Annotated in this window: 15 protein-coding genes and 1 pseudogene; 4 read left to right on the top strand and 12 right to left on the bottom strand. The window is 34.7% G+C overall.

Annotated elements, in window-relative coordinates; all coding sequences use genetic code 11:
• Window positions 1-59: 59 nt before the first annotated feature.
• From NSS86_RS00170 to NSS86_RS00140, 7 genes are all read right to left on the bottom strand, one after another.
• A complete protein-coding gene (locus NSS86_RS00170; RefSeq protein WP_001060935.1) occupies window positions 60-1,085 on the bottom strand; it encodes an aldehyde reductase in 1,026 nt (341 codons plus the stop codon).
• A 315-nt stretch (window positions 1,086-1,400) separates the two neighbouring features.
• Complete coding sequence (locus NSS86_RS00165) at window positions 1,401-2,423, bottom strand: lipoate--protein ligase (RefSeq protein WP_000280799.1); 1,023 nt, start codon at window positions 2,421-2,423, stop codon at window positions 1,401-1,403.
• The gene (locus NSS86_RS00160) at window positions 2,401-3,345 is read right to left on the bottom strand and encodes an NAD-dependent deacetylase (RefSeq protein WP_001191954.1); all 945 of its coding nucleotides are present in this window, start codon (window positions 3,343-3,345) and stop codon (window positions 2,401-2,403) included. The genes NSS86_RS00165 and NSS86_RS00160 overlap by 23 nt, the downstream gene beginning before the upstream one ends.
• On the bottom strand, window positions 3,335-4,135 hold the full coding sequence (locus NSS86_RS00155; protein WP_000449069.1) for a protein-ADP-ribose hydrolase: 801 nt from the start codon (window positions 4,133-4,135) through the stop codon (window positions 3,335-3,337). Before NSS86_RS00155 ends, NSS86_RS00160 begins: the two co-directional genes overlap by 11 nt.
• Window positions 4,136-4,468, bottom strand: a complete 333-nt coding sequence (locus tag NSS86_RS00150) for a glycine cleavage system protein H (protein ID WP_000731878.1) — start codon at window positions 4,466-4,468, stop codon at window positions 4,136-4,138.
• A 33-nt stretch (window positions 4,469-4,501) separates the two neighbouring features.
• A complete protein-coding gene (locus tag NSS86_RS00145) occupies window positions 4,502-5,503 on the bottom strand; it encodes an LLM class flavin-dependent oxidoreductase (RefSeq protein ID WP_000240063.1) in 1,002 nt (333 codons plus the stop codon).
• 113 nt (window positions 5,504-5,616) lie between these two features.
• Window positions 5,617-5,709 carry a hypothetical protein gene (locus NSS86_RS00140; protein WP_001802007.1) on the bottom strand — a complete coding sequence of 31 codons (93 nt, stop codon included), beginning with the start codon at window positions 5,707-5,709 and terminating at the stop codon, window positions 5,617-5,619.
• A 95-nt stretch (window positions 5,710-5,804) separates the two neighbouring features.
• Here NSS86_RS00140 and NSS86_RS00135 point away from each other — a divergent pair, with 95 nt between their 5' ends.
• Together NSS86_RS00135 and NSS86_RS00130 are read left to right on the top strand one after the other, a co-directional pair.
• Entirely contained in the window at window positions 5,805-7,004 is a 1,200-nt protein-coding gene (locus NSS86_RS00135) for an NADH-dependent flavin oxidoreductase (protein ID WP_000286459.1), read from the top strand.
• A gap of 72 nt (window positions 7,005-7,076) precedes the next feature.
• Window positions 7,077-7,904, top strand: a complete 828-nt coding sequence (locus NSS86_RS00130) for an alpha/beta hydrolase (RefSeq protein ID WP_000136054.1) — start codon at window positions 7,077-7,079, stop codon at window positions 7,902-7,904.
• Between the two features lie 241 nt (window positions 7,905-8,145).
• Here NSS86_RS00130 and NSS86_RS00125 read toward each other — a convergent pair whose 3' ends face one another.
• On the bottom strand, window positions 8,146-8,268 hold the full coding sequence (locus tag NSS86_RS00125) for a hypothetical protein (RefSeq protein ID WP_000346420.1): 123 nt from the start codon (window positions 8,266-8,268) through the stop codon (window positions 8,146-8,148).
• A 530-nt stretch (window positions 8,269-8,798) separates the two neighbouring features.
• On the opposite strand from NSS86_RS00125, the gene NSS86_RS00120 reads away from it, so the two are divergent.
• On the top strand, window positions 8,799-10,118 hold the full coding sequence (locus NSS86_RS00120; protein WP_001557163.1) for an ISL3-like element IS1181 family transposase: 1,320 nt from the start codon (window positions 8,799-8,801) through the stop codon (window positions 10,116-10,118).
• 2 nt (window positions 10,119-10,120) lie between these two features.
• Window positions 10,121-10,192: pseudogene (locus NSS86_RS00115) on the top strand (hypothetical protein); the annotation flags it as partial.
• A 365-nt stretch (window positions 10,193-10,557) separates the two neighbouring features.
• Here NSS86_RS00115 and NSS86_RS00110 read toward each other — a convergent pair.
• The 4 genes from NSS86_RS00110 to NSS86_RS00095 all read right to left on the bottom strand — a co-directional run bounded on the left by NSS86_RS00110 (window position 10,558) and on the right by NSS86_RS00095 (window position 13,168).
• Entirely contained in the window at window positions 10,558-12,012 is a 1,455-nt protein-coding gene (locus NSS86_RS00110; protein WP_054575669.1) for an N-acetylmuramoyl-L-alanine amidase, read from the bottom strand.
• A 10-nt stretch (window positions 12,013-12,022) separates the two neighbouring features.
• Window positions 12,023-12,325 carry a phage holin gene (locus NSS86_RS00105; protein WP_000339141.1) on the bottom strand — a complete coding sequence of 101 codons (303 nt, stop codon included), beginning with the start codon at window positions 12,323-12,325 and terminating at the stop codon, window positions 12,023-12,025.
• 125 nt (window positions 12,326-12,450) lie between these two features.
• Window positions 12,451-12,825 (bottom strand): hypothetical protein, encoded by a 375-nt coding sequence (locus NSS86_RS00100; protein WP_042363643.1) that lies wholly within the window; start codon window positions 12,823-12,825, stop codon window positions 12,451-12,453.
• A gap of 55 nt (window positions 12,826-12,880) precedes the next feature.
• Window positions 12,881-13,168: a hypothetical protein gene (locus NSS86_RS00095; protein WP_001040259.1), complete on the bottom strand. Its 288-nt coding sequence runs from the start codon at window positions 13,166-13,168 to the stop codon at window positions 12,881-12,883.
• Window positions 13,169-13,182: the final 14 nt, after the last annotated feature.

The following is a 13,182-nucleotide window of genomic DNA, read 5'->3' as shown; positions in this document are numbered from 1 at the left end:
TGAGTGAATGCCTCTTTTATCAAGAGGAAAGCCACTTACTTATGGACGGTGTTTTTGTATTATATTAAATGAAATTTAGCCATACTATCAATTGCTGCTAAAATTGCTTCTTCTTGTGTCGCAATCGGTTCCCAACCAAGTAATGTTTTTGCACGTTCGTTACTTACATTGCGGTTCATATCTAATAAAAGTTTACCTTCTTTAGCTTGATGATTAAATTTAGCACCTAGACTCAAAATAAAGTCTGGTAATTTTTTAGTAGAAACTTTTTGAGCTATTTCAGGTCTCTTTTCTTTAATTAATTTTGCAATTTCCAACAAATTAATTTGTCCATCAGCTGTAGCAATAAATCGCTTGCCATTAGCCTGTTCATTTGTCATTGCCAAAATGTGTAGTTCAGCTACGTCTCTCACATCAACAACATTCAATGGAATTTGCGGTACACGTTTCATTGAACCATTTAATAAGTTTTCTAACAAGTGGAAACTTCCTGAAACGTGTGCATCTAATGATGGTCCAAAAATTGCAACTGGATTGATTGTGGCAAATTCTACTATTGTATTTTCATTCTCAACAAAATCCCACGCTGCCTTTTCAGCTAACAATTTTGATTTTTCATATACTGATAAGCCTGGTTCATCTTCATTTGTCCAATGACTTTCATTTGTGATTGAATTTTTATCTTTATTGCTAAAACCAACTGCACCAAAGTTTGCAGTCATCACCACACGCTTCACGCCAGCATGTTCTGCAGCTCTTAAAATACGTTGTATGCCTTCAATGGCAGGCTTCGCCATCACTTCTGCATCGTCTGTTTTACCGAAAAACACCGGAGATGCTACACTCAAGACATATTTACAATCTTTCATTGCTTCATCCCAATGTTCATCTTGTGATAAATCCGCTTCGACAAACATTAATCGCTCTGTGGAAATGCCATTGTCTTGCATTGTTTTAATTACTTTATCAGCTTTACTTAAATCACGTATCGTTGTTTGTACCTCATAACCTTGTTCTAATAATCGTGAAATAATTCGCATGCCAACAAACCCTGTACCACCGGTTACTAATACTTTATTATTCATCACATAATCTCCTCTTTGTGTCTATTGATTACTCATTATAGCAGTCATTATATTTTGACGTATATAAATAGACTTTAGTAGCTAGTATTTAATCTTACTTATATAAATGAAAATGAATTTATTCCTTTAAAAACTATCATTAACCATTTTCAAATACCCAATCACTAATAAACACAAACGCTATAAATATGATGTCTTTGCTAATTAACTAAATTCATTTTCAATCGTATAATCAAATTACATAACTACATAGTCACCATTTTAAAAGCAAATACACATATTCATTGAGGGTGTGACATTAACGCCTAAACAATATTAACTTAAAATCATCTCAACCAATGATTCTACCGTAACATTACCAAAATAATAAACGATGTCTAATTGCTTTAACTGATGCATTAAATCTTCTCTTGTCATTTTTGTTCCTTGTAATGCTTCTTCCACATCTTTTATATCACCTTGTCCAAAGAAATCCCCATAAATACGACAATCTGCGATACGATTTTGTTCAACAGAAATGGTAATATCTACAGTACCTGATGATAATCTTTCACTTCGATTATATTCATATTTAGGTGACTTCCCATAATTCCAATCCCAATTTTTATACTTTTTATCAGCTAATTCATCAATCGCTTCCCAATCTGCATCCGTTAATTCATATCGTTTCGCCTCTTTAATGTCATCGATTCCCAAAATCTGCGTCACCATTAAATTTTTAAATTCTTCAATGGTTATATCACGATACTTTTCATCCAGTGCTTCTCTAAGATGACCAACACGTGCGCGCACAGATTTAATCCCTTTCGATGCAATCTTTTTGCGATTAGGCTTTAACACTTTATCCATTGCTTCATAATTAACATCAAGTAATAGCGAATAACCGCCATAAATACGATTGTTCATTAATGTCATTGCGGCGCCTGACACTTTTTTGCCGTTCAATGTTAAATCATTTCTACCGCTTTGTATCACATCTGTTGCACCTAATGTATGCAATGCCTTTATAGCTGGTTGATAAAATCGTTGAAAATCACCATAAATTGAAGTGTCTTGTTCTAAAATACAACACATATTAACGGCACCTTTATCAACATACACAGCGCCACCACCAGTATCTCGGCGAACTACTTGAATACTGTGTTTATCTATATAATCTTGATTCACTTCTATAGCAGTATTTTGAAAACGTCCAATTTCCACTTTTGGATCACAATAATAAGGGAATAAAATATCTTCATCTAAAAAGATATGCTGGTTAACATAAACTTGCATAGCCAGTGCAATCGCACCATCAGTAATATATTCTCCATTTCTAATCGGTTCTATTAAGTACATCTTCTGTCTCTCCAATGTTGTTATTTTGCGTTGTACTGTCGTTCCGGAGTGCTGTTGTAATCAATGTTGAGATATCCTCAGTTAAATGTATGGTACGTTCTTGAATTGAATTCGGAATGCGATATGCCTTTTTATTCATCGTCATATAAATTGCATTTTCATTTTTACGTGTCATACGCTGAAAAGGATGCTTCACAAATTGTGGTGTAGTATAACCAATTCCAATTTCCAAATACAACACTTTATCATCTTGATGTTGCTCTAGAAAAGCATTATAACGTTGTAGTTGCGCATGAAATTCAGCATCTTCAACCATGCCAACTTCCGCTTTACGTTTATTCACTTCCATTGGAGCATCACATTTTGGACATCTTGGAATCATCTCCCAAGGTATAAGCATATCTTGTTGCGCAACAACCATTTTACGAATTAAATCATCATTGCGATACGTTTGAGCATGACAATGCTGACTACACTGTTGCAGTATATACTCCCCTTGTATATGAAATACATGAGTCATATCATATTCAGCAGCATCGAAAGCATTGTCTGCATTCGTAGTTATGATATGGTACTGTTTACCTTCCACTAAGGATTTTAATGCGAGATAAGACTGACCTACAGGTTGATCTAAATAATTTAATGTAATAAAACGACTCTCAAATGCCCAATACTCTTGCCAACTGCCATAAGGATGTAAACTCGCTTGCAACATATCAAAGAAGCGATATTTTTCAATAAAATCTGGGAAATTTTCCGTAAAACGCTCTCCTACATATGTAAATCCGTCAGATGCAGACATGCCTGCACCAATTCCAATCACTATCGCATCTGCTTCATCAATCGCAGTACGCAATACTTCAGCCTGCTTTGTCTTTTCATCCATTAAAAGAGACATTGCATTCCATTTACTACTCTGCATCACGGTTCAATGCCTCCTTATACAGTTGTAAATCCTTATCTGTAAATACATTGAACACGACTTTCAATGTTGAATTTGTTTCTTTGAGATAGCTTTCTACTGTTCGAACAGCAATTTCTGCTGCTTCATCTTGAGGAAAAGCAAATACACCTGTAGATATACAGCAAAAAGCGACATGATTTAAACTATGTTGATCAGCCAATTTAAGACAGCTAAGATAACATTTAGCTAACAAGTCCTGATTCATCTTTGAAACAGGCAATCGACGTATTTGCGGACCAACCGTATGAATTATATACTTTGCTGGCAAATTATATCCACGTGTTTTTTTGGCTTTACCTACACCTTCATTGCGCCCTTGTTGTCGAATGATCTCTGCACAATCAAGTCGAACTTGAACACCCGCTTTTGTATGAATAATATTATCAATGCAGTCATGATTAGCTTGCATACATCCTAGAAAACGACTATTTGCAGCATTAACAATAGCATCGATTTTTAACGTCGTGATATCACCTTGCCAAACAAAGATATTGTCACCTTTTATCGGCTTCAAATCCTTCAAATCCGTAACATGTTGATGATTCAAATCACTTAACATAGCATCTTGTACAGCTAAATATTCATCACTTACAGGTAATGCCGGTCTGACATTTGCCAAGCCTCGATATAATTCCCACAAATCTTCAAATGAAGATGGCATTACCAATACGTCATTGTCATTTCTCTCTCGACGCATATCATTGATTAAATATTCAAGTCTCGCTTTATTTGATTTTAACGTTTCCATTTAAGCCTCCGGTAATGCTAGGAATGCTTCTTTATCGACATCATCCAATTTGAACAACCAATTTTCTTCTGGTTTTTCAGAGTTTAAAATTGTCGGTTCTTCTTCCGCTTTTGTATTTCGCTCAATAATCGTTCCTGACAATGGCGTTTGCACATCAATGACCGTTTTCGATGCTTCGATACTCACAATTTCATCATCCACTTTAACTTCATCTGGACTTACGAATTCAACATAACCTACTGTCCCAATATCATCTTGCAATTCAGGTGTCATACTAAACACATACAAATCTCCTACTTTTTCTACCCATAAATAATTGGCTAACTTTTTCATCTTATCTTCATCCTTTCTCTTCTATTTAAAATGCTACAAATAAATTTCCGCGAGTAATTTTAATGTTTTACAACGCTGTTCAATACCTGGAATAAGCGGTGCTACTAACACCTCATCAACTTCAAACGTAGCAATGAAATCATCTAATTGTGCTTTAACCTGTTCTTGTGTGCCTGCAATGATGCGTGCTTGATGTACTTGAATCATCTCTTTGTCTCGATCATTAAGCTTATACTTTTGTGCTGTGTCTACTGAAGGAAAATGTTCAAATTCTGCAAATTGTAATTTACCTAATAACCAAACATCTAAGGCATGTTGCAATGCTGCTACTTCCGCTTCGTTATCTGCTACAATGACAAATACAGATGCCATCACCTTTGCGTCCATTTTAATCGTTGATGCTTGGAAATGTTTTTTGTAAATATCAATGTTATCCTTCGCTGCATGTATCGCATTTATATCTGGTAGCAAAAATGTTCCAACAGAAAGCCCTATACCTAGTTCGGCAGCTATTTTGGCAGATGTTGCGCTACTACTTAATAACCACATTTCTGGAAAATGATCAATGTGTGGTTGGACACCTAACGTATGCGCACTTGGTTTATCCTTTATTGTAAGATAATCACGTAATAACGAAATCGATTCATCGTAACTATCATATGTAGGATTTATTCCATCTAAAGCTTGCTTTACCATAGTAGTACCTGGATTATTACCAATACCTAAATCAATACGATTTGGATATAACGCTGCCATCATTCTAAAATGCTCAGCAATTTTATAAGGTCGATAGTGCGGCAGCATCACACCACCAGAGCCAACTCGTATGTGATTTGTCTGCGCCAATGTATGCATCATCAAAAGTTCTGGACTACTACACGCAAACGCTGGTACATTATGATGTTCCGTAAACCAAATTCGCTTAAAGCCAAGTCGATCTGCTAATTTTGCAAGTGTCACTGAATCTTGCAATGCCTTTTGTGCATCCTTACCTTCATCTATTAAGGCATAGTCTAATACGCTTAATTTAACCAATCCGTCATCTCCAAACTTATCCTGTCATGTCAAACCGACATAACATTTTAGCGTTCTTAATACCATTCCCTCTTCATATACCCACGTATATGATAACGTTTTTCAATTAACTTTTATATCTTTTCGCCTTTATTTTTCTTTTTCATATTCATATTTTCAGACCTACAAATGCCATTCATTAGTTCAATTTTAAAAATGTTTTCCATGTACCAATTCTATTCTATCAAGACTGTTCATCATTGATTATTCATTCTTTCCATGGTACTTTGAAAACAATATTGAATAGAAAAGGAATCATAGTATGTACCGATACAAACCACTTTTACAATCAATCCACTTACCTAATGGCATCAAAATTTCGAATCGCTTTGTATTATCACCAATGACCGTAAACGCATCAACAAAAGAAGGCTATATTACAAAAGCAGACTTGGCTTATGCTGCACGTCGCTCTAATTCAGCTGGAATGCAAGTCACCGGCGCTGCTTACATTGAACCTTATGGTAAATTGTTTGAATATGGCTTTAATATTGATCATGATGCTTGTATCCCTGGATTAACTAACATGGCATCTACGATGAAACAACATGGTAGCCTCGCTATTATCCAGCTAGCGCATGCTGGTCGTTTTTCAAATCAAGCCATTTTAAATTTTGGAAAGGTGTATGGACCAAGTCCTATGACTTTGCATTCACCGATTGAACACGTTGTTATCGCCATGTCTCATGAGAAAATCAATAGCATCATTCAGCAGTATCGCGATGCTACATTACGCGCGATTAAAGCAGGTTTTGATGGTGTGGAAATTTCGATTGCACAACGTTTGCTGATTCAAACATTTTTCTCAACTTTTTCAAATAGACGTACAGACCATTACGGTGCCGACTCATTAAAAAATCGTGCAAGATTATGTTTAGAAGTTATGCGTGCGGTACAAGAAGTGATTGATAAAGAAGCACCTGACAATTTTATTTTAGGATTTCGAGCAACGCCAGAAGAAACCAGAGGCAGTGATTTAGGATATACCATTGACGAGTTCAACCAATTAATCGATTGGGTCATGGACGTTTCAAACATCCAATACTTAGCAATCGCTAGCTGGGGTCGACATATTTATCAAAATACGTCTCGTACACCAGGTGATCATTTCGGTCGACCAGTTAACCAAATTGTCTATGAACATTTAGCAGGTCGTATCCCTTTAATTGCAAGTGGCGGGATTAATTCTCCAGAGTCTGCTTTAGATGCTTTACAACATGCAGATATGGTCGGCATGTCTTCGCCTTTTGTCACAGAACCTGACTTTGTGCATAAACTTGCTGAACAGCGACCACATGATATCAATCTTGAATTTTCTATGGCAGATTTAGAAGATTTAGCCATTCCACATGCTGCTTTTAAAGATATTGTTAAAATGATGGATTATGGGGAAGGTCTAAAGAAGCATACCCGTGACGCTTTACGTCAATTGGAACAGAATTATCATGACTCATCGTCTTAAGACTATTTTTCATGGAAATTTAAGACAGTGTTATAATGACATCAATATCAAAAATAAGGAGCCTATTAAATCGTGACTGAAATTAAATATAAAGTAATTACTAAAGATGCATTTGCATTACCTTACACAATTATTAAAGCAAAAAATCAACCAACAAAAGGCGTTATTGTCTACATCCACGGTGGTGGATTAATGTTCGGTAAAGCTAACGATTTATCCCCACAGTATATCGATATCCTTACGGAACATTACGATTTAATTCAACTAAGTTATCGTTTATTACCAGAAGTAAGTCTCGATTGCATTATTGAGGATGTCTACGCATCATTCGATGCGATTCAATCACAATATTCTAATTGCCCTATTTTTACCTTTGGCAGATCATCAGGTGCATATTTAAGTCTATTAATTGCACGAGACAGAGATATTGATGGTGTTATTGATTTTTATGGTTATAGTCGCATCAACACTGAACCTTTTAAAACAACTAATAGTTATTACGCAAAAATAGCTCAAAGCATAAACGAAACAATGATTGCACAACTCACTTCACCAACACCGGTTGTTCAAGATCAAATCGCACAACGTTTTTTAATCTACGTTTATGCACGTGGCACAGGTAAATGGATAAATATGATTAACATTGCTGATTATACTGATTCAAAATATAATATTGCACCAGATGAACTTAAAACACTTCCACCTGTTTTCATTGCGCATTGTAATGGCGATTATGATGTTCCCGTTGAGGAAAGCGAACATATCATGAATCATGTTCCACATTCAACATTTGAACGCGTGAATAAAAACGAGCATGATTTTGATCGTAGACCTAATGACGAAGCAATCACTATTTATCGTAAAGTTGTTGATTTCTTAAACGCTATAACAATGGTGTAATATATCATTATTTTAAAAAACTCAATTTATCATCATGATAAACAGTTATTCGATCAACCATATTATTCATACAATTTATTAAGCTCATAAACAGATACGCCTGTCCCTTTAGTTTTCGCTAATGAGACAGGCGCTTTATTTCACTTTACTATTTTGAAATTCAACACTGTGATGCTACTTATATCTGATGTGCCATGATAACAGCACGATTTACATAGCCTATTAAATTCAGAAGATGAATTTAACTTGCTTTCAATTGTGTTCCTTTACTTTCAGTCGCTTCCACACGCAACAAGTCATTTATAATACCTGTATAGAAGTTGGCAAGTTCTGCACCTTTACGTTTGAAATCCAGGAAGTCCACACCGATAAAATCGACATGATCCCATCCTTGTATGATGGTAAACCGGTCATTCTCTAACGTACACGAGCGTCCAAAAACACTGTTGTATCAAGGTTTTTGTCATTTTTAACCTTTTAGCTTTTCCACAAGCGTTTGCCCTTTTTCAAATAATCTGCCCTTTTTTTGCCCCAAAAAAACGCAAAAAATAACCACAATCCTAAATTAATAGGATCTGTGGTTTTGTTGGTTGTAGGGGAATAAATATAACCGTATCGATTAAGATACGGTTATAGCGAATGTAACATTTCTATGTTGTTAAGATATATGTATCGAGTGATGACAAGGAAGATGTCTCCTGTGGGACCAACAGTCAGATACATGGCCTCTGCCCGGCTATATAGTTCACTCCTACTATATAAAAGCAATTATAACGGTTCTTCATCTTTTATGGTGGGAAGGTAAAACTTCCTGCTTTTTTTAATACACAAAAAGCGCAATTGCCTCTATAATTTAAAGTGACCAAACCCAAACTAAAGGAGACAAGTGCGCCTATGTGTAATGATACCTTAGAATTACTAAGAATAAAAGATGAAAATATAAAATATATAAACCAAGAAATTGACGTCATTATCAAAGGAAAAAAAGCAACAGTGGTTAATGCTGTACTAACGTATAAGCCTTCGGCCTGTTATTGTTGTGGAGTTAAAAATGAAGGACAAATTCATAAACATGGTAAGCGTGTTTCTCGTATTACTTTACTTAAAACTCAAGGGTATAACACATACCTCAACTTAGCTAAACAACGTTTTAAATGCTTAGAATGCAATGGCACTTTTACTGCTAAAACGTCAATTGTTGATGAGTCGTGTTTTATCTCAAGATGTGTTACTCAAAAAGTTATAGAAGAAGCTACTAAAGTTAAAACAGAGATTGATACTGCAGAAGATAACTGTATCTCTCCATCTACTGTAAGTCGTATTAGAACTAAAGCGGCTAATTCATTACGAATTAAACCGTTTAATTGTTTGCCAGAACACATCGCTATGGATGAATTTAAAAGCGTTAAAAATGTAACTGGATCAATGAGTTTCATTTTTATAGATAATGATACTCATGATGTTATAGATATTTTAGAAAATAGAACTACAAGATTCTTGCGTGCCTATTTCGAGCGATTCGATTTAAAAAATCGACAACAAGTTAAGACGGTTACTATTGACATGTATGAACCCTATGTCCGATTATTTCGCGACCTATTTCCTAATGCAGCTATTATTTTTGACAGATTCCATATCGTTCAACATTTAAATAGGGAACTTAATAAGTATCGTGTACAAGTTATGAATGAATACCGTAATAAAAAAGGACCTAATTATACAATTTTTAAGAATAACTGGAAAGTTCTATTGATGGATACTAGTAAAACCATATTTAGTAAATACAGATGGAATAAATCTTTTAAGGCTTATAAACGCTCATCTGACATTGTAGAATTCATGCTTTCAAAAGACGATATACTACGACGCTCCTACGAACTTGTCCAAGGATTAAGAAAAGATCTAAGGTTATGTAATTGGCCTAAATTTATTAATCGTTTAAATTCAGTTAGTAAAAAGTCTGTGAGTAAAGGTGTATGGAAAGTGGTTAAATATTATAGAAAACATCAAAGGATGTTAAGAAATACAATTTATTACCCAGCATTTAATAATGGTGCTATAGAAGGAATTAATAATAAGATAAAATTAATCAAGCGAATTTCTTTTGGTTACAGAAATTTCAACAACTTTAAAGCACGTATAATGATGATTTTCAGCTTATACAAAGGAGAAAAAAAGAAGACAACCAAGCCCAATAATGGACTGGCCGCCTAATAATAAAAACTCTAAAAGTTGTAATTTAAAATAGTTCTTTAAATTATATACCCACCACATTTGGTGGAGAACCATTATAACATAAAAGCACCCCGTAAACTGTTATACGGGAATGCTAAAGTCATATATACTACGGGGAGTAGTATGAAAACTATGCTCTCTATCGCAAGAAAAAACATCCAGTGACATGCTTGGGTGAACAAGGATAGATGTAAATAGTTGATGCATGTGTAACACATCATAACAAAAAACTAGCCCGAAGGCTAGCTATAACATAAAAAAATAGGCAAGTACCGAAGTACCTGCCTGTTATCTACATTTAAATCTTGAGAGAAATGTTAAAAAGTGTATAGGAATATTAACATCCATCCAAATAGTTATTTAATAACTGTAAGATTCCCTATAATTAATGTAGCAAAATTTTTATTCTAAGTAAATACTAAATCGTGCTAAACTTACCAAAACTACTTATTCTATTACCTGCCTTGTCTACCTCTCCTGTCGCTATATAACGACGTTGTCCACTATTAGCAATATAAGTAATCCATCTATAACCATTAATACAATATGCACCGTCATACGTAATTGTTGTGTTGTTGGGTAATACCCCTGTAATTCTTGAATTAGTTGAATAACCGTCTCTTACATTATTACCTTTAACATTAGCTACTGTGTAATTGCCTTGTTCTTTTTTATAAGGGACATTATTCTTATCGAGTGTATAACCTGCTGGCACTGGTGGATTTTTTTGGTTTTTAGCTGATGTTTTAACATTACCAGCTACCAAACCACCTATAGGCTTACCATGAATCGCACCGGCTATTAATTTAGAATACAAGTCATAGTTTTTCTTAATCCAATCCATATCATTTTTATTAGTAATAAAACCTAATTCAGATAAACGATAATTTATATTTATTTCTGCTGATACATTAACATTTAGTAAATCATTACGAGGTGTCACACCTCTTATTTGTCCTAAGTTATTTTTAATAACATCTTGTATACTTTTATCAATAGTATCTGCATTGAATTGACTTGAGATAATAACATGCCCACCACTTGCGCTTTCTCCTGCTGCGTCTAAATGTATTTCTAGAACAATGTCATACCCCTGTGATTTAACCCAATATAAGCCATAATCTTTTTTATTGCCTACATTAACACCGTATGCAGTATCTTGATACATATCTTGTGATTGACTTGAGCCACCGTATAATGCAACTTCGTGACCTGCATGTCTTAAATACTTAGCGATATTAGGCGTTATATATTTACGGATAAAATCGCGTTCGTTTGTTCCGTTTCCTACTGCTCCAGGATCGTTATAACCATGACCGGCTACAAGCATAATTTTTTTAGGTTTAATTACTGCTTGCTTTTTGGCAGTTGCTTGCTTAATAAAGCTTTTAGCTTTATTCCCAACACTTACTTTGTCAGGGAAATTTAATCTAATAAAATACATTGGGTCGTCGTAGTAATGAACATGTCTTGTAACAGTTTCAGGACCCCAACCAGGTTGCGCAACGCCATTTGTCCAACCTTTACCATTCCAATTTTGGCCAAACGATGTAAAAGTGTTTAAATTTGCGCTCTCAACAATTTCAACGTGTCCAGCTCCGCCACCATACTTTGACGGGAAAACGACAATATCCAACTTTTGCGGTAAAAAGCTATCATAGTTTTTAATTATTTGCCCGTATTTTTCAATCCTTGCTTTATTATCAAATGGAATATTATAAGCGTATAAACCTTGTAACCTTTCGCCTGTTGCCAACATAAAAAACATATTTGCGTAATCGTAACATTGAAATCCAAAAAACAAATCAGGATTGAACTGCTTTCCTAATGAATTATCAAACCATTTTTCTGCTTGGTTTTTTGTCATTAACATAAATCATCACCTACCCTAAATCATTTGTGTCGTTCATATTCGTAGGTGTCATTACTTCTTTAATTGGCGCTTGCCCTGTTGCTTTTCTATACTTATTTTCAGCTTTATATTTCTTTAATTTTTGATTTGCCCATTTACCTTCTTGAGATGTTGGATTGTCTTTATACGTTGTATATAAAGCGACTACAGTAAGTATTATTGATGATATAGTTTCATCGTCTACTGGAATTGGGCTAATACCTTTGTTCGCTAAGAATTGATTTACTAATGCTAAGATCAATACGATGTATCTTGTTATTACTTTTGCATCCATTTGTTTGCTCCTTTTTTCCAAAATAAAAAGCCAGTGCCGAAGCACTGACCAAAAACATTATTTACATTTACGACCATACAAATAGCATGACAACCATCTTGCCCAACTCATTTTGTCCACCTCCCTTAAGGTAATAACGCAGTAATTGATGCAGTAATGACTGCAATCATAACAATTGTCACAAGCGCCCATATGGCACCTACGAGCCATTTATTTTGGGCGAGCGTCTTTTCTTCGTTTTTTTGCGCAACATCTACTTGCGTTTGATACCTTTCTTCAATTCTGTTTAATATCTTTGTTTGCTCTAAATTCTCACCTACAACTTTATCTTGCTTGTCTTTAAGTTCTTTATGAGATTCTCTTAGTTCATTATGATGTTGCTTATGTTCCTCTCTAAGTTCAAGCACGTGATCAGCTGTTTCATTTGCTAGTACTTCAACATCATCCACACGTTCAACTAATTCAGAAAGCTCTTTTTTTATTTTCTGAATATCATCCAAAACTACACCTACTTTCTAAGAAAGCTATGAGCGTAATGCTCATAACTTAGTATAGTTACATTGTTTCGCTATCAACTGTTTTATCAGATGACAAGTCAGTTCTATCCACAACTTCTTTCACAACTTTCACACGTTGTTTTTTGTTAGTTAATTGATATAACAAATTTAACGTCTCCGCAATTTTCTTAGCGTTTTCTTCAGATTTAAAATCTTGAGCATGGTTAACCATTTCAGAAGTTGTAAAACTTCCTGTGAAATCTTGATATACTACACGTTCTGTACCTTCTTTGTCGATTTGTACTAAAATAAACCTTTCTGTATTGTTGATAATTTCTTTTGCCATAATTAAATGACCTC

Origin of the sequence: Staphylococcus sp. FSL W8-0056, assembly GCF_037963075.1 — a bacterium.
In the GTDB taxonomy this organism is placed as follows: Bacteria; Bacillota; Bacilli; order Staphylococcales; family Staphylococcaceae; genus Staphylococcus; species Staphylococcus aureus.
The sequence above is the reverse complement of the archived record's forward strand: the minus strand, read 5'-3'. Positions and strand labels throughout refer to the sequence as shown.